Raw genomic sequence first — 21,933 nt, forward strand, 5'->3', positions numbered from 1 at the left:
TAGACATGTTGTTGGACTTTCCAAGCTCACACTTGGTAAAACCAAGCAACACACGAAGCCGATGGGGCGAGGGCGCAATGGAGTTCCGGCAGTCGAGCAAGCTGAGCGAGGTCTGTTACGAGATCCGCGGTCCGGTGATCGAGCACGCCAACGCACTGGAGGAGGCGGGCCACAGCGTCCTGCGCCTGAACACCGGCAACCCCGCGCTCTTCGGCTTCGAGGCGCCCGAGGAGATCATCCAGGACATGATCCGGATGCTCCCCCAGGCGCACGGCTACACGGACTCGCGCGGCATCCTCTCGGCCCGCCGCGCGGTCGCCCAGCGCTATCAGACCCTGGGTCTCGAAGTCGACGTGGACGACGTGTTCTTGGGCAACGGCGTCTCCGAGCTGGTCTCCATGGCCGTACAGGCGCTGCTGGAGGACGGTGACGAAATCCTCATCCCCGCCCCGGACTTCCCGCTCTGGACTGCGGTGACGACCCTCTCCGGCGGCAAGGCCGTCCACTATCTCTGCGACGAACAGGCGGACTGGTACCCGGACTTGGAGGACATGGCGGCGAAGATCACCGACCGCACCAAGGCCGTCGTCATCATCAACCCGAACAACCCCACCGGCGCCGTCTACCCCAAGGCGATCGTCGAGGGCATCCTCGACCTCGCCCGCCGGCACGGCCTGATGGTCTTCGCCGACGAGATCTACGACCAGATCCTCTACGACGACGCCGTGCACCACTCGGCCGCGGCGCTCGCCCCCGACCTGGTCGTCCTCACCTTCTGTGGCCTGTCGAAGACGTACCGCGTGGCCGGCTTCCGCTCGGGCTGGCTGGTGGTCACGGGCCCGAAGCAGTACGCCAAGAACTACCTGGAGGGCCTGACGATGCTGGCCTCCATGCGGCTGTGCCCCAACGCGCCCGCGCAGTACGCCATCCAGGCCGCGCTCGGCGGCCGCCAGTCCATCCGCGACCTGACTGTTCCGGGCGGACGACTCCACGAACAGCGCAACGTGGTGTGGGAGAAACTCAACGAGATCCCCGGCGTCTCCTGCGTCAAGCCGAAGGGCGCCCTGTACGCGTTCCCCCGTCTCGACCCCAAGGTCCACAAGATCCACGACGACGAGAAGTTCGTCCTGGACCTGCTGCTCCGCGAGAAGATCCAGGTCGTCCAGGGCACCGGCTTCAACTGGCCGACCCCCGACCACTTCCGCATCCTCACGCTGCCGTACGCCGACGACCTGGAGGCGGCGATCGGCAGGATCGGGCGGTTCTTGGGCGGGTATCGGCAGTAGCGGCCGGGCGGACAGCTACGGGCGTGCCGCCCTGGGTAACTCCTTCCCATGACCGACCGCCCTCTGCTGCTCCTCGACGTCGACGGCCCCCTCAACCCGTACGGCGCCCGGTTCCTGCGCCACCGCGGCTATGTCACCCACCGGCTGTGGCCGCCGAACTGGTCGGCCCGGCAGCCGCCGGGCTCCCGGCGGCTGCGGCGCGGGCTGCGGGTACGCCTGCACCCGGGGCACGGCGAGCGAATACTGGCGCTGCCGTACGAGCCCGCCTGGGCCACCACCTGGATGCACCAGGCGAACGAGATGATCGCGCCGGCGGTCGGACTCCCCGGCGACCTGCCGGTGATCGAGTTCACCGACCTGTTCGCCGAGAACCCGGACGGCCTCTACTGGAAGACCCGCCAGATCGTCGCCTGGGCGGCCGGGCGCCCCTTCGTCTGGGTCGACGACCTGGTCACCGACCTGGACGTACGGCATGTCGAGGCACACCACGGGGGGCCGGCGCTCCTCCTCAAGGTGGACCCGCGCAGGGGTCTACGGGAGAGCGATTTCGCGACGTTGGAGCAGTGGGCCCATAGCCTGTGAGCTATGGGCGATCTTTTCCTCGTACGGCACGGAGAGACCGAATGGTCCCGGTCGGGGCGGCACACCAGCTCGACCGATGTCCCGCTCACCGCGAAGGGGCGGGAGGAGGCACGTGGGCTGGTGCCGCTGATCCGTTCGCACCGGGTCGGCGCCGCGTTCGTCAGCCCCATGCAACGCGCGCGGGAGACCGCCGAGCTGATCGGGCTCACGGACGTACGGATCGACGTCGACCTGCGGGAGTGGGACTACGGCGGCTACGAAGGCATCACCACCGTCGAGATCCAGCGCACCCGGCCGGGCTGGTTCCTGTTCACCGACGGGGTCGCCCCCGGACCGCCGGACCATCCCGGTGAGAGCCCGGAGCAGGTGGGCCGGCGCGCCGACCGCGCCCTGGCCGAGGTGGACGCGGCCCTCGCCAACACCGAGGGCGTGGTCGTCCTGGTGGCACACGGCCACTTCCTCCGGGTGCTCACCGCGCGGTGGCTCGGGCTGCCGCCGTCGAAGGGCGCGTTGTTCCAGCTCGCGACCGGGACGCTGTGCCGGCTGAGCACGGAGCACGGGCGGCCGGTCATCGCCGCCTGGAATGTCAGACCTCCGTCGTAGCCTTCGAATGGGACGCGCCTACGACGTCCGGGTGGACCGACAGTTGGGGAGGAGCACGCCGTGACACGACCACCGACCGCCGCGCAACGGCGTGTCATCGACGCCGCCGATCCCGTCACCGGGCGGCTGCGGGGTACGGAGGCGCAGCTTGCCGCGCTGGTGAAACGGGGGCTGGCGTTCCGGCATCCGCGACCGCCGCACGATCACTTTCTGACGCCGGCGGGGCATCGAATACGGGAGTCCGTACCGGAAGTCGACGAGCCCGCCGCTGCCGAAACTCCCGCGACCACGACCACGGCCTCCGGGGTGTTCGCCGCGCGCATCGGTGGCGAGGAGACGACGGCCAACACCGATCCGGCCCGCACCCGTGAGGTGCACAGCGCCTGGCAGGGATTGCTGGAGCTGCGCCGGATGACGAATCCGGACGGTTCCGTGGAGCGGCCGTGCGGCTGGGAGCGGAGTCATCTGGTGCAGGCCGCCGCGCTCGCCCTGGAGGCCGCTGGGCACCGGCCCGCCGGGCGGGACGCGGAGGGCTACCGGGTGCGTGTGACTCCGCAGCCCGAGGCCGTCGCCGTGCGGGACCCGGCCGGGGAGGCGCTGCGCGCGTGTGCGGGGACGCTGGAGCGGGCGGGCTGGCAGGTGAGCGAGCACAAGGAGCCGCGAACAGGGGCGAGTTATCTGCTTGCCTCGCCGCGACGGACGTGAGCGGACCCGACCGGACCTGAAGGGCATGCCAAGATCGGTCGGTCAGATCGTCCGTCAGTGCGAGAAGGGAACGCAGTTGAGCGAGCCGTTTTCCGTCCCGGTGACCGTCCGCGGATACGAGACCGACAGCCTGGGGCACCTCAATCAGAGCGTGTATCTGCAGTACGCGGAGCACGCCCGCTGGTCGGCACTGACCGCGGCGGGGGCGGGCCAGCCCGAGTTGCTCGCCCAGGGGATCGGGCCGGTCGTCCTGGAGACCACCATCCGCTATCTGCGCGAGCTGCGCGTGGACGAGGAGGTGACGGTGAGCTGCGGCTTCGAGTGGGGCGAGGGCAAGACGTTCCGCGTGCTGCAGACGATCACCAAGGCGGACGGCACGGTCTCCGCGGAGATCGTGTCGACCGGCGGACTGCTGGACCTCCAGGAGCGCAGGCTGGTCACCCAACCGCAGGAGTTCTTCCGAAAGTTGACCACGAATCCGGGCCTGTTCGGGCTCTGAGCCGGTATTACTCCGGCTCGCGCTCGGTGTCGTAGGCCGCACGGGACTCCGCGATGTAGACGCGGTTGCGCTCCGCCCAGTCCGTAAGCCGCAGCAGGGTCTCGTGCAACTCCCGGGCCACCGGGGTGAGTTCGTACTCGACCTTCGGTGGCACCGTCGGGTGCACGGTGCGGGTGACGAGTCCGTCGCGCTCCAGGTTGCGCAGGGTGAGGGTCAGCATGCGGCGGCTGATGCCTTCGATGCTGCGCTCCAACTCGGTGAAGCGGATGGGTCCGTGGGCCGCCGCGACCAGGATCTGCACGCTCCATTTGCCGGAGACCCTGTCAAGAACTTCGCGGACCGGACAGGCGTGCGCGTTCACGACCTGGGCGGTAACACCGGTGTTCCCTCGGGACATTGAAGTGCCTCCTTACGACGACCTCCATGGTTCCTGACGATGTACTCCGTTACAAGTCGTGCACCTATGGTTCCGATGGATATTCACGGAGGTCAGACCGCCATGACGGCACTCACCGGGTCCGAGTCGAAGACATCACGGACGCGTCCGTCGCCCCGAACGTACTCCCGCTGGGCGTCCCTCGTCGTGCTGTGCGCGGGGACGTTGATGACGATCCTGGACGGCAACATCGTCACGGTCGCCATGCCCGCGATCCAGAACGACCTCGGTTTCTCGGGACCGGGGCTGGCCTGGGTCGTGAACGCGTATCTGATCCCGTTCGGCGGACTGCTCCTGCTCGTCGGCCGGTTGGGCGACCTCGTGGGCCGCAAGCGGATGTTCACGGCCGGGCTCGCCGTGTTCACCGCGGCCTCCGTGCTGTGCGGGGTCGCGACCAGCCAGGGCATGCTGATCGCGGCCCGGGCCGTGCAGGGTGTCGGCGGGGCGATGGCCTCGGCGGTCGTCCTCGGGATGCTGGTCGCCCTCTTCCCCGAACCGCGTGAACAGGCCCGCGCCATCGCGGTGTTCAGCGCGGTCGGCGCCGGTGGCGGCGCACTCGGCACCTTTCTCGGCGGGGCGCTGACCCAGGCCCTGAACTGGCACTGGATCTTCCTCATCAACCTCCCGATCGGCATCGTCGCGTGGCTCGCGGCCGTCCGCGTCCTCGCCCCGGAACAGGGCGCCGGACTCGGCAAGGGCGCCGACTATCCGGGAGCCGCGCTGGTCACCGGCGCGCTGATGCTGAGCGTGTACGTGATCGTCGGGTCCGGCGACCGCCCCCTCCCCACCACCCTCCTTCTGGCCACCCTCGCCCTGGCCCTCCTCGTCGCGTTCACCGTCCACCAGGCCCGGGCCGCGCGCCCGCTGCTCCGCCTCCGCCTGTTCCGCTCCAGGATGCTGACCGGGGCGAACGCCGTGCAGATCCTGATGATCGGCACGATGTTCGGCTTCCAGTTCATCGGCGCCCTGTACGTCCAACGGGTGCTGGGCTTCAGCGAGTTGCTCACCGGTACGGCCTTCCTGCCGGCGCCGGTCGCGGTCGGGGTCCTGATGCTCGGCCTGTCGGCGCGGACCATCGGCCGCTTCGGCGCGTACCGGGTCCTGCTCGCCGGGCTGGTCCTCATCATCGCCGGAATGGCCCTGCTGGGCCGCGCCCCGGCCGACGGCTCCTACGTCAGGGACGTACTCCCGCCCCTGCTCCTGCTGGCCGCCGGATTCGCCGCCGCGATGCCCGCGCTGACCGGGCTCGCCATGTCGGGGGTGCGGGAGGAGGACGCGGGGCTGGCTTCCGGGCTCTTCAACACCACACAGGTGGTGGGTGGTTCGCTGGGGCTGGCGGTGCTGTCGACCCTGGCGGCGGGGCGGACCGACGGGCTGCTCGCCCGCGGGGTGGAGTTGATACCGGCGACTGCGGCGGGGTATCAACTGGCCTTTCGGACGGGGGCGTTGATCGCAACGGTCGCCTTGGTTCTGGCGGCGGCGGTGCTGCGAACGGGGAGGGGCCGGGAACGGGAGCGGAGCTGACAGCCCCACGAGCGGGAGCGGGGCTGACATCCATGCGGGCGCGGGTGGGAGCGAGGCTGGCATCCCTGCGGACGCGGGCGGGAGCGAGGCCGGCATCCCTGCGGGCGGGAGCGGGAGCGAGGCCGGCATCCCCACGAGCGGGAGCGGGAGCGAGGCCGGCAGCCCCACGAGCGGGAGCGGGAGCGAGGCCGGCATCCCCACGAGCGGGAGCGGGAGCGAGGCCGGCAGCCCCACGAGCGGGAGCGGGAGCGAGGCCGGCAGCCCCACGAGCGGGAGCGGGAGCGAGGCCGGCAGCCCCACGAGCGGGAGCGGGAGCGAGGCCGGCAGCCCCACGAGCGGGAGCGGGAGCGAGGCCGGCAGCCCCACGGCCCGTGGGCCGCGCCTCCGCCCCGCGCCACCGCTCAAGCCAGCACGCCACATGCCTCGGCCCGAGCCGCACGCCCACTCGGATCGGCCGGGCGCCTCCGCCCCGCGCCCGCGCCTCCACTCACGCCAACACGCCGCACATCCCAGCCCGAGCCTCACGCCCGCACGCACGCCCGCACGCCCGCACGCCGCACACCCCCGGCCCAAGCCCCCCACCCGGATCGACCGCACGCCTCCGCCCCACACCCGCGCCAACACGCCGCACGCCCCAGCCCGAGCCCCCACCCCCACTCGGATCGACCGCACGCCCGCACGCCGCACACCCCCGCCCGAGCCCCCCACCCGGGTCGGCCGCACGCCCCGGCCCGGACCCCCACCCGGTCGGCCGCACGCCCCCGCCCTCACCCTCGCTCGAGTCGGCCGCGCGCTCCGCCCTTCAACCTCGCCCGGATCACCCCTCCCCGAACGCCGCACGATGGTCCAGGACCCACTCCCGATACGTCCGCGCCGACCGCCCCAACACCTCCCGCACGTCACCTGTCACGACCTCGTTGCCGCCCTCCCGCACGAACTCCCTGCTGATCTCCGAGGCGTCGATGAACGTGTCGCTGAACCCCAGTCCGAGCAGATACTCGCGTGCCTCGGCCGAGGACAGGTTCCGTACCTCGACCGGGCGCCCGAGGGTCTCGGCCAGCACGGCTGCCTGGTCCGGGACGCTGAGCACCTCGGGGCCGGTCAGCGTGTACGTCCGTCCCGAGTGGCCCGGGTCGAGGAGGGCAGCCACCGCCACCTCGGACACATCGCGTGGATCGACGACCCCCTGGCCGCCGTCGCCGCTCGTGTTCGGTATCGGGCTGTCCGTCCTTACGGATGCCGCCCAGCCGAGAGTGTTCGAGGCGAAGGCCGAGGGGCGCAGGATCGTCCACTCCAACTCGCTGTCCCGGGCGGCCTGTTCACCGACTACGTGCCAGGTGCCGACCGGCCCGACGGCGGGGTCGCCGGTGCCGATTCCGGAGAGTTTCACGATGCGGCGTACGCCCGCGGCCCGTGCCGCCTCGACGAGACCCCGGTCGTGCACGGAGTCGTCCGGTCCGAACACCCCCACCAGGAACGCGACTTCGGCGCCGGTCATCGCCGCCTCCACCGAGGACCGGTCGGCGTGGTGGCCCCGCGCTGTCTCAACTCCCTCCGGGACGTCGGCCTTTGCGGGGTCCCGCGTCAGGGCGCGCACCTTCTCACCGCGCGCCGCGAGCTGTCGTACGACTTCACTGCCGATGGTGCCCGTGGCACCCGTCACAAGGATCATGACCACCACAGTGGGCGGGGAGGCCGCCCTGGTTCTAGGAGATTCCGGCACGGTCAGGGGCCGTGTTCAGGCCCGTGGCGCGCTTACCGTGGAGGGGTGACGAACGCCCTGTCGCAGTGGGCCGTACCCCTGCCCGACGAACTGCGCCCCTGGATCGCGCGGGTCGGCGCGCTGCGGCTCGACGCCGTGCCGAAAGAGCCGTTCGTGCATCTCCCGGACGCGGACACGAAAGTGGTCGTGCGGGTCGAGGGGAACGGCCGGCGCAGCGTCCTGGTCGTGGGGCCGCGCGTCCGGGCCACGTATCACGCGGGCAAGCCACTGGTGTCCTGCGTGGAAGTGCGGCTGGAGCCGGGCACCACGCTGCCGCTACTGGGGGTTCCGGCGGTCGACCTCGTCGGCCGGGCCGTGTCCCTGGGTGACCTGCCCGGCCGGAAGGCCCGCCAACTGGACGATGAACTGCGGTGGTTGGACGCCGATCCCGAGCGGACGGTGGAACGGCTCGCGGAGGTGCTCCCCTCGCGGCTCACCGCCGTCGCGGACTCCTCGCGCACCGAACTCGTCCGGGCCGGCGTCGACGCGATGTCGATCCGCACCGGGCACCTGCCCGGGCCGGTGCCCCACGTGGCCCGCGAACTGGCCGTCAGCGAGCGGCAGTTGCGGAACCTGTTCGCCGAGGGGGTCGGCCTCTCCCCCAAGCACTACGCCCGTATCAACCGCGTCCGCGCCGTACTGGCCCACGCGGCCGAACTCTCCTGGGCCCAACTCGCCGCCGTCACCGGCTACTACGACCAGTCCCACATGACGTCCGACTTCCGTGCCCTGATGGGGGTACCGCCCCGGTCGTACTTCACGGGACGGCTCCCGGAGGCGATGCCCTGCCAGGTGGTCCGGCGCCGCTGAGGCGACATGCGGGGTGCGGAGCCCTGCGTGCGGCGTGCGGGGGCCTGAATCTCGGATGCGGGCGCCGCCGCTCACCTGCGATGCTCCGGTCCATGGCAGCCCGATGCGTCGAGCCCAGCCTCTACATCTCCGTCGACATCGAAGCCGACGGCCCGATCCCGGGGCCGTACTCCATGCTGAGCTTCGGCGCGGCCGTCGCCGGGACGCAGGACGCCGAGGGGTTCACCGCGGCGGATCCGGAGAAGCTGACCTTCTACCGTGAACTGCGGCCGATCAGCGAGGAGTTCGTGCCGGAGGCGCTGGCCGTGAGCGGGCTCGATCGCGATCGGCTCCGGCGCGAAGGGGTCGAACCCACCACCGCTCTCTCCGAGTTCGCGGACTGGGTGCGTGAAGTCGCCCCGGGCGCGCAGCCGGTGATGTGCGGCTACCCGGCGTCGTACGACTGGATGTTCCTGTACTGGTACCTGATCCGCTTCACCGGGGCGAGCCCGTTCGGGCACTCCGGCTGTCTCGACATGAAGACGCTGTACGCGACGAAGGCCCGACTCCCCCTGCGTGCCGTGGCGAAGGGCACCATGCCCCGCGAACTGCTGTCCCGGCGGCGGCACACGCACCACGCGCTCGACGACGCGATCGAGCAGGCCGAGCTGTTCGCCAACCTCATGGCGTGGCCCGGGAATTCACAGTGACCTGCTAACACCACCCCACGACTCTCCCAAGTTCACGCGCGAGTCTCAGCTGCCTTTCACCGTTGCCGTGTACCGCGCCCGCCTTGGAGAACCACGTGCCGATCTTCCGAAGAAAAGCCGCCCGCCGCACCCTGCTCGCAGCCCTCGGAACGGCGGCGATCGCGAGCCGGTGGCCGTCCGCGGACGCCGCGACGTCGGGTGGGGCGGGGCTCGACGCCCCGGCGAAGAAGGACATCGCGATGCGGCTGGTGTCGAGCGCGGAGAACTCCTCCCTGGACTGGGAGGCGCAGTACGCGTACATCGAGGACATCGGCGACGGGCGCGGTTACACCGGCGGGATCATCGGCTTCTGCTCCGGCACCGGCGACATGCTGGCGCTCGTCGAGCTGTACACGAAGCGGGCTCCGGGCAATGCCCTCGCCGGCTGTCTGCCCGCGCTGCGCGCCGTCAACGGCACTGCCTCACATGAGGGGTTGGCCCCCGGCTTCCCCTCCGCCTGGCGGAAGGCCGCGCACACGTCCGCCGCGTTCCGCGAGGCGCAGCGCGACGAGCGGGACCGCGGGTACTTCGATCCGGCCGTGGCACGCGCCAAGAAGGACGGGGTGGGCACGCTCGGGCAGTTCGTCTACTACGACGCGATGGTGATGCACGGCCCGGGCACGGACCCGCTCTGCTTCGGCGGCATCCGCGCCCGGGCCCGCACGCACGCGGCCACTCCCACCGACGGCGGCGACGAGACGACGTATCTCGACGCCTTCCTCGACGCCCGTGTCTGGGCGATGAAGCAGGAGGAGGCGCACGGCGACGTGACCCGGGTCGAGACGGCCCAGCGGGTGTTCCTGAAGAAGGGCAATCTCGACCTGGACACACCGCTCAAGTGGCAGGTGTACGGCGACAGTTACGAGATCGGCTGACGCGCGAGGGGTACGGCTCCGGTCGTACCCCCGACTTGTTCGCGGGCCCGGCCGAGGTGGTGGAAGACCAGGTTGAGCACCACCGCGGCCACGCAACCCGTGGAGATGCCCGAGTCGAGGACGATCCGTACGGTCTGCGGGAAGGCGTGGTAGAAGTCCGGCGCCGTGATCGGGATGATGCCGACGGCCAGCGAGACCGCCACGATGAGGATGTTGTCGTCCCGCTCCAGGCCCGCCTTGACCAGGGTCTGGATGCCGCTCGCGGCGACCGAGCCGAACAGGACGACGCCCGCTCCGCCCAGAACCGGGCGCGGTACGACGGCGATCAGCGAGGCGGCCATCGGGCACAGGCCCATCAGCACCAGGAAGCCGCCGCCCGTGGCGACGACGTACCGGCTGCGGATGCGGGTCATGGCGACCAGGCCGATGTTCTGGGCGAAGGCGCTGCACATGAAGCCGTTGAAGAGCGGGCTGAGGGCCGAGCCGAGGGTGTCGGCGCGCAGGCCCGCGGCGATGGTCCGTTCGTCCGCGGGGCGGTCGACGATCTCGCCCAACGCCAGCATGTCCGCGGTGGATTCGGTCATCGAGACCACCATCACCACGCACATCGAGATGATCGCGGCGAGTTGGAACTGCGGTGCGCCGAAGTGGAACGGGCTCGGGAAACCGATCACGTCGGCGTCCGCGACGGGGCTGAAGTCCGTTGCCCCGAAGGGGATCGCGAGGAGCGTGCCGATCAACAGGCCGAGCAGGACGGCTATTTGCCTGACGAAGCCGCGGGTGAAACGGCGGAGGACCAGGACGATGACGAGCGTCGCCGCCGCCAGGCCGAGGTACGTGCGCGAACCGTAGTCGTGCGCCGAGGGGTCGGGTCCCTGCGCCCAGCCGAAGGCGACGGGCAGCAGGGACACGCCTATCAGCGTTATCACGGTGCCCGTGACGACCGGCGGGAAGAAGCGGACCGCCTTGCTGAAGAAGGGGGCGGCGAGAAAGCCCAGGAGGCCGGCGACGATCACCGCGCCGAAGATGACCGGCAGCGCGTCGGACTTGTCCTTGGTGGAGGCGACGATCGCGGTCATCGGGGCGACTCCGGCGAAGGTGACGCCGTTGACGAAGGGCAGCCGGGCGCCGATCTTCCAGATGCCGAGGGTCTGCAGGAAGGTCGCGAGGCCCGCGGTGAAGAGGCAGGCGCCGGTGAGGAAGGTGAGTTCGGTGCCGGAGAGGCCGACGGCCGCGCCGACGATCAGCGGCGGGGCGACGACTCCCGCGTACATGGCGGCCACGTGTTGCAGGCCCGTGGTGGCCATCTTGAGTGCGGGGAGTTTCTCGTCGACGGGATGGACGACGGGCTCGGCTACGGCTCGGGCCTCGGCTCGGGTGGTCACGGCGGCTCCTCCGGGCGGGTAACACGTCGGCTCTGACGTGGGTTTCAGGAGGTGGTGCGCGGTCGTGCGGGACCGGGACGGAACCCAACAAAGGGGTGAAATAAGGCCGTTCCGGGGCGCACATGTCCATGCACGCCCCGGCCACGGCCACCGGTCGAGGGCCGTCCCCCTCAACCGGAGATCTTCAACTCAGCGACGCCGTACGGCGATTCATGCTGAGCGTGGTCAGCCCTGCGCGGCGATCCGCGCCAGTCGCTGGGCCTCTTCCCGCGTGGAGCGGGCGATCGTGCCCTCGTCGACGTGCAACAGGCGGTTGTCCTCGACGATCTGACGGCCGTTCACGAACGACGCGGTTACCGGGGCCGCCGCACCGAAGACCAGCGCGGTCACCGGGTCGGCGATCGAGGCGTGGGCCAGTGTGTCCAGGTTCCACAGCACCAGGTCGGCCAGCTTGCCCGGCTCCAGGGATCCGATCTCGCTTGCGCGGCCCAGGACTTGGGCGCCCCCGTACGTTCCGAGGCGCAGCGCCTGGCGGGCGTTGAGGGCCGCTTCGCGGTGGGCGCCGAGGCGGTTGATGAGGAGGGCGTTGCGCAGTTCGGTGTGGAGTTCGCCGGACTCGTTCGACGCGGTGCCGTCGACGCCGAGGCCGACCGGGACGCCGGCGGCGAGCATGTCGGGGACGCGGGCGATACCGGCCGCGAGGCGGGCATTGGAGGAAGGGCAGTGGGCGACACCGGTCTTCGTGCGGGCGAAGGCGGCGATGTCGGAGTCGTTCATGTGGACGCAGTGCGCCATCCACACGTCCTCGCCGAGCCAGCCGGTGGACTCGAAGTAGTCGGTCGGGCCCATGCCGAACAGCTCCTTGCAGAACTGCTCCTCCTCGACCGTCTCCGAGCCGTGCGTGTGCAGCCGTACCCCGAGCCGACGCGCCAACTCGGCGCCCTGCTTGAGGAGTTCGGTCGACACGGAGAACGGCGAGCAGGGGGCGACGGCCACCTGGGTCATCGCGTCGAAGGAGGCGTCGTGGTGCTCCCGTACCGTCGCCTCGGTCGCGGCGAGGGCACCCTCCAGGGTCTCGACGGCGAAGTCCGGGGGCAGGCCGCCGTCCTTCTCGCTGCGGTCCATGGAGCCGCGGGCCAGCGTGAAGCGGACGCCCATCTCGCGCGCGGCGCCGATGATCGCGCCGGCGAGGTCGCCGGAGCCCTTGGGGAAGACGTAGTGGTGGTCCATCGCGGTGGTCACACCGCCGCGGGCCATCATCGCGAGGGAACCCTGCGCGGCGGCGCGGACCATCGGCTCGTCGATGCGCGCCCAGGTCGGGTAAAGCGCGAGGAGCCAGTCGAAGAGGTTGTGGTCGGTGGCCAGACCCCGGGTGATCCACTGGTAGAAGTGGTGGTGGGTGTTGACCAGACCGGGGGTCACCAGGTGGCCCGACGCGTCGATACGGCGTACGACGTTCTCCAGGCCCTCGGGGGCACTGCCCGCGCCGAGGGACTCGATGCGGTTGCCGGCGACGACGACGTGCCCGTGTCCGTACTCGGTGTCGTGGGCGTCCACCGTCGCGATCGAACAGTTCTCGATGACGATGCGTTGAACTGCTGCCATGGTTCGTCCTATTCGCTGTGTGGAATGGGCACGGCAGGACCCGGGGATTTGAGTACCGCGGCCCGCACGGGACGGGCGGGCCACGGGTGCCGCAGGTGAACCGGCCGAAAGGGCCCCGGTCCAGAGGGAGTTGCTCAGAGGTTGGTGAGATCCACCGGTATCTTCGGCTCGCAGCCGTCGCGCAGGATCGTCGCCTCGATCAGCCCATAGGGACGATCGGCGGCGAAGTACACCTCGTTCTCGTTCTTCAGCCCGAACGGCTCCAGGTCCACAAGGAAATGGTGCTTGTTGGGGAGGGAGAAGCGCACCTCGTCTATCTCGCTGCGGTTGTTGATGATCCGCGAACCCATTTGGTACAGGGTCTGCTGGAGCGACAGCGAGTACGTCTCGGCGAAGGCCTGGAGCATGTGCTTCTTCACCTGCTCGTAGGACTTCTCCCAACTCGGCATCTTCTGCTCGTCGTCGGACCAGTTGAAGCGCCAGCGGGCGGAGACCTGGGTGGCCAGGATGCGGTCGTAGGCCTCGGGGAGGGTCGTGTACTTGTCCTTGACGTAGCCCCAGAACTCGGAGTTGGTCGAGTTCATCACGACGAGGTCCTTGAGTCCGGAGATGACCTCCCAGTTCTCACCGTCGTAGGTGATCTGGGTGACCCGGGTCTCCTGGCCCTTGCGGACGAAGGAGTGCTTGACCTCGTCGGCGCCGATGAACCGGGAGTTGGCGTCGGAGGTGTCGATCCGCTCCCAGGAGTACTCCTCGATGCGGATGTGCGCGGTCTTGATGGGCTCCTGCGAGGTCACGAAGTGCCGGGCGAGATGGATGCCGAACTGTTCGGCGGACTCGATGCCGTGCTCCTTGGCGAACGCGTACACCGTGTTCTTGGTGGTGTCGGTCGGCAGCACGTTGGCGTTCGAGCCGGAGTAGTGGACCTCGTCCATGTCGCCGCTCAGCGACACGGAGACGTTGAGGTCCTTGATGTGGTGGGTGGCGCCGTCCCGCGTGATCTTGACGACTCGGTTCTCGGCCTTGCCGTACTGGTTCTGGCCCAGGATCGTAGGCATGTGTCTGCTAGCTCCCTCGGTATACGGAGTAGCCGAACGGGTTGAGCAGCAGCGGTACGTGGTAGTGCTCGCCGGGTTTCACGGCGAAGGTGATCGCCACTTCCGGGAAGAACACTCCGGTCGTCGCACCGCTGTCCCGATTCGCGGGGGCGTCCTGCTGCGCATCGGCTTGCTTCTTTTCGAAATACGGCTCCACGGCGAAGTCGAGCCGTACGTGTGTGGTGCCCTCCGGCAGCGCGGGGAGGTCCTTGCACCGGCCGTCCGCGTCGGTGGCCGAACCTCCGAGCGGCTGCCACTCCCCCAACGTGCCGCTGCGGGCGGCGAGTTGGACGGCGACGCCCTCGGCGGGGCGGCCGACGCTGGTGTCCAGGATGTGCGTGGACACCGAGGCGGTGGTGCTGGTGCTCATGCGCGGGCTTCCTCTTCGACGATGCGGGCGAGCCGGATGCGGTTGATCTTGCCCAGCTCAGTGCGGACGATCTCGCGTTCCCGCTCCGGCGCGTTGCCGATCCGTTCCTTGACCGCGTCGCGCATCTGCTCGCCGGTGCGGCCGGTGGCGCAGATCAGGAAGACATGGCCGAACCTCTCCTGGTACGCCAGGTTCAGGTCGAGCATCTCCGCCCTGAGGTCCTCGGAGGCGCCCGCCATGCCGCGCTGTTCGCGGGCGGAGGTGGGGTCGCCGGGCTTGGGCCGGCCGATCGGCGGGTGACCGGCCATCGCCTCGGCCAGGTCGTCGGCGGTCAGCTCCGCCATCGCGGAGTCGCTCGCGGCGTACAGGTCCTCGGGGCCGGCGTACGGACGGGCGGCGAGCAGCCGCCGTGCCCACGCCGTGGAGGCACACGCGTCGAGGAGCGCGGCGAACGCCGCGTGCTCCTCCAGGACGTTGAACCGGACGAGCCCCGGCGGCATGGAAGTCGAAGTCACGGGGGCCTCCGTGGCCTTGTGCTGAACGGGCTGCCCAGTAGCTAACGCCCCGCGGAACACCACGTCAACACTTTGTTGAAAATTCCGGGTAACAAAGCTCCCGGAGCCCCTCGAAGACCCTTTTAGGCGTCTTTCTCCCGGTTCAGGTAGTTGTACACGGTGAACCGGCTGACCCCGAGGGCGCTCGCCACGGTCTCGACCCCGTGCCGTACCGAGAAGGCGCCGCGCGCCTCCAGGATCCGTACGACCTCCTGTTTGGCCTTGCGGTCGAGGTCCGCGAGGGGCTTGCCCTTCTTGCGTTCCATGGCGGCCAGGATGTGGTCCAGCGAGTCCGCGAGCTGCGGCAGACGTACGGCGACCACGTCGGCGCCCTCCCAGGCGAGCACGACGTCGTCGGACCCGGCCTCGTCGGGCGGGAGCATCTCGCCGCCCATCGCGTCGACCAGCGGTTTCACGGCCGTGATGAACGGCTCGTCCCCGATACCGGTCACCGGTCGCCCTCGCCGATCACGTTGAGCTGGAGCGAGACCCGGGTGGCGCCGGCCTCCAGGGTCCGGCGCAGCAGCGCGTCGACGGCGGTGAGCACCGCGTCGGTACCGCCCTCGGCCGTGTTGCCGAACGGCCCGACGTCCACGGCGTCCAGCTCCGCAGCCTCGATGACCTCCCGGGCCACCAGCGCATGCGCGGGCGCCTCGTCGAGATCGAAGGGCTCTGTCGTGAACTCCACTCGCAATCGCACGCGCACAACCTAACGCGCGGTGCCGTTTTCCGCCGAGCCCTCTTGACAAGCTCCGACACCCGACGGCAATCTTCCATTAAGCAGAAACGAACTTCCGCAATACGGAATTATGACACTGACTCTCGACACGGAAGGGAGCGCGACCCAGATGGGATTCGCAGACCAGCGCTTCAACGTCAACCTGTCGATCCTCTTCACCGAACTCCCGCTCCTGGAGCGCCCCGCGGCAGCCGCCGCGGCCGGCTTCGGCGCGGTCGAGCTGTGGTGGCCCTGGGTCGACTCCCCCACCCCCGAGCAGTCCCAACTGGGCGCGCTCAAGCGGGCGTTGGAGGACGCGGGCGTCCAGCTGACCGGCCTGAACTTCTACGCAGGCCAGCTCCCGGGCCCGGACCGAGGCGCCCTGTCGATCCCCGGCGAGGAGTCGGAGAGGTTCCGCGCGAACATCGACGTGGCCGCCGACTTCGCCCACTCGCTCGGCGCCACGGCCCTCAACGCGCTCTACGGCAACCGCGTCGCCGGCGTGGACCCGGCCGAGCAGGACGCGCTCGCGCTGGAGAACCTGGTCCTCGCGGCCCGCGCCGCCGACCGGATCGGCGCGGTCCTGCTGATCGAGGCCCTGAACAAGCCCGAGTCGCCGCTGTACCCGCTCGTCAGCGCGCCCGCCGCCGTAGAAGTAGTCGACAAGGTGAACGCCGCGTCCGGCCTCGGCAACGCGCGCTTCCTCATGGACCTGTACCACCTGTCCATGAATGGCGAGGAACTCCCGCCGGTGATCGAGCAGTTCGCGGCGAAGACCGGCCATGTGCAGATCGCGGACAACCCGGGCCGCGGCGCCCCCGGCACCGGCACGCTCCAACTGGAGGACCTCCTCGACCAGTTGAGGAAGGCCGGTTACGACGGCTGGGTGGGCCTGGAGTACAAGCCCGGCGACCGCCCGAGCGCCGAGGCCTTCGACTGGCTCCCGCGCGAGGCGCGCTGAACTCCCCCGACTTTGCTGAGCAGTTAGAGAGGCACCCGCATGAGCAAGCTCCCCAAGGTCGCCTGGATAGGCCTCGGCATCATGGGCTCCCCCATGTCCGAGAACCTGATCAAGGCGGGTTACGACGTCACCGGATTCACCCTGGAACAGGACAAGTTGGACCGCCTGACCGCCGCCGGCGGCACCGCGGCCGGCTCGATCGCCGAGGCCGTACGGGACGCCGACGTGGTGGTCACGATGGTCCCCGCGTCCCCGCAGGTCGAGGCCATCGCCTACGGCCCGGACGGCATCCTGGAGAACGCCCGCGCCGGCACCCTCCTGATCGACATGTCCTCGATCACCCCGCAGACCTCGGTCGACCTGGCAAAGGCCGCCGTGGACAAGGGAATCCGGGTTCTGGATGCCCCGGTCTCCGGCGGTGAGGCCGGGGCGATCGAGGCCGTGCTGTCCATCATGGTCGGCGGCGGACAGTCCGACTTCGAGGAGGCCGAGCCGATCTTCGACGCGCTCGGCCGGACGATCGTGCTGTGCGGTCCGCACGGCTCGGGCCAGACCGTGAAGGCCGCCAACCAGCTGATCGTCGCCGTGAACATCCAGGCGTGCGCCGAGGCCGTGGTCTTCCTGGAGAAGTCGGGCGTGGACCTGGCAGCGGCGCTCGACGTCCTCAACGGCGGGCTCGCGGGCTCCACCGTGCTGACGCGGAAGAAGGACAACTTCCTCAACCGCGACTTCAAGCCGGGCTTCCGGATCGACCTGCACCACAAGGACATGGGCATCGTCACGGACGCGGCCCGCAACGTCGGCGCCGCGCTGCCCGTGGGCGCCGTGGTGGCCCAGCTGGTGGCGTCGCTGCGCGCCCAGGGCGACGGCGGCCTCGACCACTCGGCGCTGCTGCGCGCAGTGGAACGCCTGTCGGGCGCGCAGCTCTAGCACACCCCTCAGACCCCGGGCGGCGCCGTCGCTGACAACTGTCCTGTCGCGCCCAGGCGTTGGCGCCGCCCGGCACCATGCCCACCAGCTCAACAAAATGTCGAGGAATGCTCTCCATGTCGAAGCGCGTGCTCACGACCGAGTCCGGCGCCCCGGTCGCCGACAACCAGAACTCCGCCTCCGCCGGCATCGGCGGCCCGCTCCTCCTCCAGGACCAGCACCTGCTGGAGAAGCTCGCCCGGTTCAACCGCGAGCGCATCCCGGTGGGGGCACCTCCCACGCCCTTAAGGCAGTGGGGGAGCGTGGTGCACGCCAGGGGCTCCGGCGCGTACGGCTACTTCGAGGTCACCGACGACGTCACCGGCTTCACCCACGCCGACTTCCTGAACACGGTCGGCAAACGCACCGAGGTGTTCCTGCGCTTCTCCACGGTCGCCGACTCGCTCGGCGGCGCGGACGCGGTGCGCGACCCGCGCGGCTTCGCGGTCAAGTTCTATACGGAGCAGGGGAATTACGACCTGGTCGGGAACAACACCCCGGTGTTCTTCATCAAGGACCCCGTCAAATTCCCGGACTTCATCCACTCGCAGAAGCGCGACCCCTTCACGGGCCGCCAAGAGCCGGACAACGTATGGGACTTCTGGGCGCACAGCCCCGAGGCCACGCACCAGGTGACCTGGCTGATGGGCGACCGCGGCATCCCGGCGTCGTACCGCCACATGAACGGCTACGGCTCGCACACCTATCAGTGGACGAACGCGGAGGGCGAGGCCTTCTTCGTCAAGTACCACTTCAAGACGAACCAGGGTGTGCGCAGCCTGTCTTCCGACCAGGCGGCGGAACTCGCGGGCAAGAACCCCAACTCGCATCAGACGGACCTGCTCCAGGCCATCGAGCGGGGCGTGAACCCGTCCTGGACCCTGCACGTCCAGCTCATGCCGGCGGCCGACGCGGCGGAGTACCGCTTCAACCCGTTCGACGTCACCAAGGTCTGGCCGCACCGCGATTACCCGCTCCAGCGGGTGGGCCGCCTGGTCCTGGACCGCAACCCGGACAACGTGTTCGCCGAGGTCGAGCAGGCCGCGTTCTCCCCGAACAACTTCGTGCCGGGCATCGGCCCCTCACCCGACAAGATGCTCCAGGGCCGCCTGTTCGCCTACGCGGACGCGCACCGTTACCGCCTGGGCGTCAACCACACCCTGCTCGCGGTGAACGCCCCGAAGGCGACGACGGCGCAGAACTACGGCCGGGACGGCTTCATGGCGTCCAACTCCCAGGGCCGGGCGGCGAGGAACTACGAACCGAACTCCTACGACGGCCCGACCGAGACCGGCCGCGCTCTGTCGGCGCCCCTATCGGTCACCGGCTACACGGGCACGCACGAGGCTCCGCAGCACACCAAGGACGACGACTTCTACCAGGCGGGCGGGTTGTACCGCCTGATGTCGCCCGAGGAGCGGTCCCGTCTCGTCGCGAACATCGCCGGCGGCCTCGCGCAGGTCTCCCGCGACGACGTGATCGAGAAGAACCTCGCCCACTTCCACGCAGCCGACCCCGAGTACGGCCGGCGCGTGGAGGAGGCGGTCCACGCCCTGCGCGAGGACTGAACCGGGGACCGGAGAACCGACAGATCCAACAGACGGCCCGTGTGTGCCGGACGACCCGGATGAGGGGTGGTCACCGGCACCGCGCGGGCAGGGCCAGGACCGCGGCGGAATGCGAGCCAGTGCGGTGGTGAAGGCACCGAGGCCTCCTTCTCGACCTGAGGGAAGGAGCACCCCGGTCCCGTCGCGACCGCCGCGGTCCCAGCCAATTGCTTCCCTCCACGTCTCGTGGATCCCCCCTCCCCCAGACTCCGTCCGGCGGCGCGAACGTCCTGTCGCGCCCAGCCTCGCGCCGTCGGACGGCCACCACGACGAGCGCCGGATACGGACAGTTCCGTATCCGGCGCTCTTCGGCGTTTCCGGGTGCGGATCGGGCGTACGCGCAGCAGCCTGAAGGCATGGCACACCCACCGGAACACCCGCACATCGTGGTCCACCCCCCGGCGCTGGACGGCTCCCGCCGGGTCACCAGCGGCGACGAGACCCTCGGCATCGCCTCGCACCTGGACGATGTCGTCGAGATCCTGCGCCTGGCCGACCTGGACCGGATCGAGGTCGAGGAGAGTGACCTGATCGACTGGCAGGGCGGCGGCCCGGAGCACTGGCCGGGCCTCTCGGAACCCCCCGACCAGTGAACCTCGGATGAACCCCCGAACCCCCGTCCCGAGGCTTCAACCGCCCCTGAACACGGGCACATTCGACACGCGAGGCCCGCCGGCACGGGGGCGGGGGGCCTCGCATCTGGGGCGGTCGGGCTGGGGGCGCTTGCGGAGCCGGGCAGGGACTGCATGGGGCTGTTCGTCGCGGAGTGCGGGTTGTGTGGGGCTGGTCGCGCCCACGCGGCGGAGCCGCAAATCGACACAGCCCCGCGCCCCCTTCTTTTGTGGCGCCTTGCGCCTACGAAAACAAGGCGGGGCGGCCCATCCCCCCGGATGAGCCGCCCCGCCTTGTGATCCCGTGTCCTACACCTTCAGCGTCTTGATCGACGTCGGTGCGTGGCCCGGTTCTGTCGCCAGCTCCTCGAACTCCACCACGTTGCTGATGTCGTTCGTCTTGCTCATGGCGATGTTGGTGACTCGTTCGAGGATGGCTTCCACGACGACCGGGACCCTGAACTCCGCCGCGAGCTTCTTGGCCTGCTCGAAGGCCGTGCCCAGTTCGGCGGGGTCGGTGACGCGGATGGCCTTGCAGCCGAGGCCTTCTACGACCTTGATGTGGTCGACGCCGTAGACGCCCAGCTCGGGCGAGTTGATGTTCTCGAATTCCAGGTTGACCTGGAAGTTGATGTCCAGGCCGAGCTGGGCCTGGCGGATGAGGCCCAAGTAGGCGTTGTTCACGAGGACATGGACGTACGGGATGCGGTGTTGTGCGCCGACCGCCAGCTCTTCGAGCATGAACTGGAAGTCGTAGTCGCCGGAGAGGGCGACCACCGACGCCTCGGGGTCGGCCTTCGCCACGCCCAGCGCGGCCGGGATCGTCCAACCCAGGGGGCCCGCCTGGCCGCAGTTGATCCAGTGGCGGGGGCGGTAGACGTGCAGCATCTGGGCGCCGGCGATCTGGGAGAGCCCGATGGTGGAGACGTACCGGGTCTCCGGGCCGAAGGCCTTGTTCATCTCCTCGTAGACGCGCTGCGGTTTGATCGGGATGTCGTCGAAGTGCGTACGGCGCTGGAGAGTTGACTTCCGCTCCTGGGCCGATGCCGCCCACGTCGAGCGGTCGGGGAGGGTGCCCTCCGCCTTCAACTCCCTTGCCACCTCGACGAACAGCTCCAGCGCCGCCTTCGCGTCGGACGCGATGCCGTAGTCCGGGGCGAAGATCTTGCCGATCTGGGTGGGCTCGATGTCGACGTGCACGAACGTGCGGCCCGCCGTGTAGACGTCCAGTTTGCCGGTGTGGCGGTTGGCCCAGCGGTTGCCGATGCCGAGGACGAAGTCGGACTCCAGGAAGGTCGCGTTGCCGTAGCGGTGCGAGGTCTGGAGGCCGACCATGCCGGCGTTCAGTTCGTGGTCGTCGGGCAGGACGCCCCAGCCCATCAGGGTCGGGACGACCGGAACACCGGTCAACTCGGCGAATTCGACGAGGAGTTCGGACGCGTCGGCGTTGATGACACCGCCGCCCGCGACGAGCAGGGGGCGCTCGGAGGCGTTCAGCATCCCGATCGCCTTCTCGATCTGGGCCCGGGTCGCCGTCGGCTTGTACACCGCCAGCGGCTCGTACGTCTCCGGGTCGAACTCGATCTCCGTGAGCTGCACGTCGATCGGGAGGTCGATCAGGACCGGGCCCGGGCGGCCGGAACGCATGAGGTGGAAGGCCTGCTGGAAAACGCCGGGGACCTGGGCCGCCTCCAGGACCGTGATCGCCATCTTCGTCACCGGGGCCGCGATCGACGCGATGTCGACGGCCTGGAAGTCCTCTTTGTGGATCACGGCGGTCGGGGCCTGGCCCGTGATGCACAGGATCGGGATCGAGTCGCCGATCGCGGAGTAGAGGCCGGTGATCATGTCGGTGCCGGCCGGGCCCGAGGTGCCGATGCAGACGCCGATGTTGCCCGGGCTGGTACGGGTGTAGCCCTCGGCCATGTGCGAGGCGCCCTCGACATGGCGGGCGAGGGTGTGGTTGATGCCGCCGGAGGCCTTGAGCGCGGCGTAGAAGGGGTTGATCGCCGCACCCGGGACGCCGAACGCGTCGCCGACACCTTCGCGCTTGAGGATCTCGACTGCCGCGCGGGCAGCGGTCATACGAGCCATGGAGTACTCCTGCTTCGGCTGTCGGAATCACATCACCGGCGCGCCCCGCGGTGCATCGTTTTCCGTATTGCGGAATCTAACTTCTACTATCTGGAAGTAATGTAAGTGGGGTGACCAAGGCAGTCAAGAGACGGACAAGCAGGGGTTTTCAG

23 protein-coding genes are annotated in these 21,933 nt (G+C 69.7%); 13 read left to right on the plus strand and 10 right to left on the minus strand.

All coding sequences use genetic code 11. From position 1 onward, the window contains the following. The first annotated feature begins 77 nt into the window (after nt 1-77). From OG504_RS12450 to OG504_RS12470, 5 genes are all read left to right on the plus strand, one after another. Nucleotides 78-1,286, plus strand: coding sequence for a pyridoxal phosphate-dependent aminotransferase (locus tag OG504_RS12450; protein WP_405989872.1), 1,209 nt, complete (start codon nt 78-80; stop codon nt 1,284-1,286). Between the two features lie 48 nt (nt 1,287-1,334). Next, nucleotides 1,335-1,868: an HAD domain-containing protein gene (locus OG504_RS12455; RefSeq protein ID WP_405989873.1), complete on the plus strand. Its 534-nt coding sequence runs from the start codon at nt 1,335-1,337 to the stop codon at nt 1,866-1,868. A 3-nt stretch (nt 1,869-1,871) separates the two neighbouring features. Further along, nucleotides 1,872-2,471 carry a histidine phosphatase family protein gene (locus OG504_RS12460; RefSeq protein ID WP_405989874.1) on the plus strand — a complete coding sequence of 200 codons (600 nt, stop codon included), beginning with the start codon at nt 1,872-1,874 and terminating at the stop codon, nt 2,469-2,471. 60 nt (nt 2,472-2,531) lie between these two features. Next, on the plus strand, nt 2,532-3,176 hold the full coding sequence (locus tag OG504_RS12465; RefSeq protein WP_405989875.1) for a hypothetical protein: 645 nt from the start codon (nt 2,532-2,534) through the stop codon (nt 3,174-3,176). Between the two features lie 76 nt (nt 3,177-3,252). Further along, nucleotides 3,253-3,675, plus strand: coding sequence for an acyl-CoA thioesterase (locus OG504_RS12470; protein ID WP_405989876.1), 423 nt, complete (start codon nt 3,253-3,255; stop codon nt 3,673-3,675). A gap of 7 nt (nt 3,676-3,682) precedes the next feature. Here OG504_RS12470 and OG504_RS12475 read toward each other — a convergent pair whose 3' ends face one another. Beyond that, on the minus strand, nt 3,683-4,072 hold the full coding sequence (locus tag OG504_RS12475) for a winged helix-turn-helix transcriptional regulator (protein WP_405989877.1): 390 nt from the start codon (nt 4,070-4,072) through the stop codon (nt 3,683-3,685). 102 nt (nt 4,073-4,174) lie between these two features. Between OG504_RS12475 and OG504_RS12480 the strand changes: the two genes are divergently transcribed. Then, entirely contained in the window at nt 4,175-5,635 is a 1,461-nt protein-coding gene (locus tag OG504_RS12480) for an MFS transporter (RefSeq protein WP_405989878.1), read from the plus strand. 817 nt (nt 5,636-6,452) lie between these two features. Here OG504_RS12480 and OG504_RS12485 read toward each other — a convergent pair. Continuing rightward, a complete protein-coding gene (locus OG504_RS12485) occupies nt 6,453-7,307 on the minus strand; it encodes an NAD(P)H-binding protein (protein ID WP_405989879.1) in 855 nt (284 codons plus the stop codon). A gap of 96 nt (nt 7,308-7,403) precedes the next feature. Here OG504_RS12485 and OG504_RS12490 point away from each other — a divergent pair, with 96 nt between their 5' ends. The 3 genes from OG504_RS12490 (at nt 7,404) to OG504_RS12500 (ending at nt 9,810) form a co-directional block, all read left to right on the plus strand. After that, nucleotides 7,404-8,207, plus strand: a complete 804-nt coding sequence (locus OG504_RS12490) for a helix-turn-helix domain-containing protein (RefSeq protein WP_405989880.1) — start codon at nt 7,404-7,406, stop codon at nt 8,205-8,207. A 92-nt stretch (nt 8,208-8,299) separates the two neighbouring features. Continuing rightward, nucleotides 8,300-8,896 carry a 3'-5' exoribonuclease domain-containing protein gene (locus OG504_RS12495; protein ID WP_405989881.1) on the plus strand — a complete coding sequence of 199 codons (597 nt, stop codon included), beginning with the start codon at nt 8,300-8,302 and terminating at the stop codon, nt 8,894-8,896. A 95-nt stretch (nt 8,897-8,991) separates the two neighbouring features. After that, a complete protein-coding gene (locus OG504_RS12500) occupies nt 8,992-9,810 on the plus strand; it encodes a chitosanase (protein ID WP_405989882.1) in 819 nt (272 codons plus the stop codon). On the opposite strand, the gene OG504_RS12505 is transcribed toward OG504_RS12500, so the two are convergent. From OG504_RS12505 to OG504_RS12535, 7 genes are all read right to left on the minus strand, one after another. Next, nucleotides 9,795-11,117, minus strand: a complete 1,323-nt coding sequence (locus OG504_RS12505; protein WP_405996316.1) for a nucleobase:cation symporter-2 family protein — start codon at nt 11,115-11,117, stop codon at nt 9,795-9,797. The two genes, OG504_RS12500 and OG504_RS12505, sit on opposite strands and share 16 nt — an antisense overlap. 303 nt (nt 11,118-11,420) lie before the next feature. Beyond that, nucleotides 11,421-12,800, minus strand: coding sequence for an 8-oxoguanine deaminase (locus OG504_RS12510; protein WP_405989883.1), 1,380 nt, complete (start codon nt 12,798-12,800; stop codon nt 11,421-11,423). A 134-nt stretch (nt 12,801-12,934) separates the two neighbouring features. Further along, on the minus strand, nt 12,935-13,858 hold the full coding sequence (pucL, locus tag OG504_RS12515) for a factor-independent urate hydroxylase (RefSeq protein WP_405989884.1): 924 nt from the start codon (nt 13,856-13,858) through the stop codon (nt 12,935-12,937). A gap of 7 nt (nt 13,859-13,865) precedes the next feature. Continuing rightward, nucleotides 13,866-14,267 (minus strand): hydroxyisourate hydrolase, encoded by a 402-nt coding sequence (gene uraH, locus OG504_RS12520; RefSeq protein ID WP_405989885.1) that lies wholly within the window; start codon nt 14,265-14,267, stop codon nt 13,866-13,868. After that, nucleotides 14,264-14,782, minus strand: coding sequence for a 2-oxo-4-hydroxy-4-carboxy-5-ureidoimidazoline decarboxylase (uraD, locus tag OG504_RS12525; RefSeq protein WP_405989886.1), 519 nt, complete (start codon nt 14,780-14,782; stop codon nt 14,264-14,266). Before uraD ends, uraH begins: the two co-directional genes overlap by 4 nt. A gap of 122 nt (nt 14,783-14,904) precedes the next feature. Next, nucleotides 14,905-15,273, minus strand: coding sequence for a helix-turn-helix domain-containing protein (locus tag OG504_RS12530; RefSeq protein WP_405989887.1), 369 nt, complete (start codon nt 15,271-15,273; stop codon nt 14,905-14,907). Further along, nucleotides 15,270-15,521: a hypothetical protein gene (locus OG504_RS12535; protein WP_033279483.1), complete on the minus strand. Its 252-nt coding sequence runs from the start codon at nt 15,519-15,521 to the stop codon at nt 15,270-15,272. The genes OG504_RS12530 and OG504_RS12535 overlap by 4 nt, the downstream gene beginning before the upstream one ends. A gap of 148 nt (nt 15,522-15,669) precedes the next feature. Between OG504_RS12535 and OG504_RS12540 the strand changes: the two genes are divergently transcribed. From OG504_RS12540 to OG504_RS12555, 4 genes are all read left to right on the plus strand, one after another. Further along, entirely contained in the window at nt 15,670-16,500 is an 831-nt protein-coding gene (locus OG504_RS12540) for a TIM barrel protein (RefSeq protein ID WP_405989888.1), read from the plus strand. Between the two features lie 39 nt (nt 16,501-16,539). Next, on the plus strand, nt 16,540-17,430 hold the full coding sequence (locus OG504_RS12545; protein WP_405989889.1) for a 2-hydroxy-3-oxopropionate reductase: 891 nt from the start codon (nt 16,540-16,542) through the stop codon (nt 17,428-17,430). Nucleotides 17,431-17,546: 116 nt separating this feature from the next. Next, complete coding sequence (locus OG504_RS12550) at nt 17,547-19,037, plus strand: catalase (protein WP_405989890.1); 1,491 nt, start codon at nt 17,547-17,549, stop codon at nt 19,035-19,037. Between the two features lie 395 nt (nt 19,038-19,432). Further along, nucleotides 19,433-19,669, plus strand: a complete 237-nt coding sequence (locus OG504_RS12555; RefSeq protein ID WP_405989891.1) for a hypothetical protein — start codon at nt 19,433-19,435, stop codon at nt 19,667-19,669. Nucleotides 19,670-19,996: 327 nt separating this feature from the next. Here OG504_RS12555 and gcl read toward each other — a convergent pair whose 3' ends face one another. Next, on the minus strand, nt 19,997-21,781 hold the full coding sequence (gcl, locus tag OG504_RS12560; protein ID WP_405989892.1) for a glyoxylate carboligase: 1,785 nt from the start codon (nt 21,779-21,781) through the stop codon (nt 19,997-19,999). Nucleotides 21,782-21,933 lie beyond the last annotated feature (152 nt).

Source organism: Streptomyces sp. NBC_00986 (genome assembly GCF_045162565.1).
In the GTDB taxonomy this organism is placed as follows: domain Bacteria; phylum Actinomycetota; class Actinomycetes; order Streptomycetales; family Streptomycetaceae; genus Streptomyces.

What these genes read in the sequence shown, in the direction of transcription:
- OG504_RS12550 (WP_405989890.1), top strand. Translation starts at nt 17,547, where the DNA reads ATGTCGAAGCGCGTGCTCACGACCGAGTCCGGCGCCCCGGTCGCCGAC.
- pucL (WP_405989884.1), bottom strand. Translation starts at nt 13,858, where the DNA reads ATGCCTACGATCCTGGGCCAGAACCAGTACGGCAAGGCCGAGAACCGA.
- OG504_RS12460 (WP_405989874.1), top strand. Translation starts at nt 1,872, where the DNA reads ATGGGCGATCTTTTCCTCGTACGGCACGGAGAGACCGAATGGTCCCGG.
- OG504_RS12450 (WP_405989872.1), top strand. Translation starts at nt 78, where the DNA reads ATGGAGTTCCGGCAGTCGAGCAAGCTGAGCGAGGTCTGTTACGAGATC.
- uraH (WP_405989885.1), bottom strand. Translation starts at nt 14,267, where the DNA reads ATGAGCACCAGCACCACCGCCTCGGTGTCCACGCACATCCTGGACACC.
- OG504_RS12510 (WP_405989883.1), bottom strand. Translation starts at nt 12,800, where the DNA reads ATGGCAGCAGTTCAACGCATCGTCATCGAGAACTGTTCGATCGCGACG.
- OG504_RS12485 (WP_405989879.1), bottom strand. Translation starts at nt 7,307, where the DNA reads ATGATCCTTGTGACGGGTGCCACGGGCACCATCGGCAGTGAAGTCGTA.
- OG504_RS12555 (WP_405989891.1), top strand. Translation starts at nt 19,433, where the DNA reads ATGGCACACCCACCGGAACACCCGCACATCGTGGTCCACCCCCCGGCG.
- OG504_RS12455 (WP_405989873.1), top strand. Translation starts at nt 1,335, where the DNA reads ATGACCGACCGCCCTCTGCTGCTCCTCGACGTCGACGGCCCCCTCAAC.
- OG504_RS12475 (WP_405989877.1), bottom strand. Translation starts at nt 4,072, where the DNA reads ATGTCCCGAGGGAACACCGGTGTTACCGCCCAGGTCGTGAACGCGCAC.
- OG504_RS12545 (WP_405989889.1), top strand. Translation starts at nt 16,540, where the DNA reads ATGAGCAAGCTCCCCAAGGTCGCCTGGATAGGCCTCGGCATCATGGGC.
- OG504_RS12505 (WP_405996316.1), bottom strand. Translation starts at nt 11,117, where the DNA reads ATGGCCACCACGGGCCTGCAACACGTGGCCGCCATGTACGCGGGAGTC.
- gcl (WP_405989892.1), bottom strand. Translation starts at nt 21,781, where the DNA reads ATGGCTCGTATGACCGCTGCCCGCGCGGCAGTCGAGATCCTCAAGCGC.
- OG504_RS12495 (WP_405989881.1), top strand. Translation starts at nt 8,300, where the DNA reads ATGGCAGCCCGATGCGTCGAGCCCAGCCTCTACATCTCCGTCGACATC.
- OG504_RS12540 (WP_405989888.1), top strand. Translation starts at nt 15,670, where the DNA reads ATGGGATTCGCAGACCAGCGCTTCAACGTCAACCTGTCGATCCTCTTC.
- OG504_RS12480 (WP_405989878.1), top strand. Translation starts at nt 4,175, where the DNA reads ATGACGGCACTCACCGGGTCCGAGTCGAAGACATCACGGACGCGTCCG.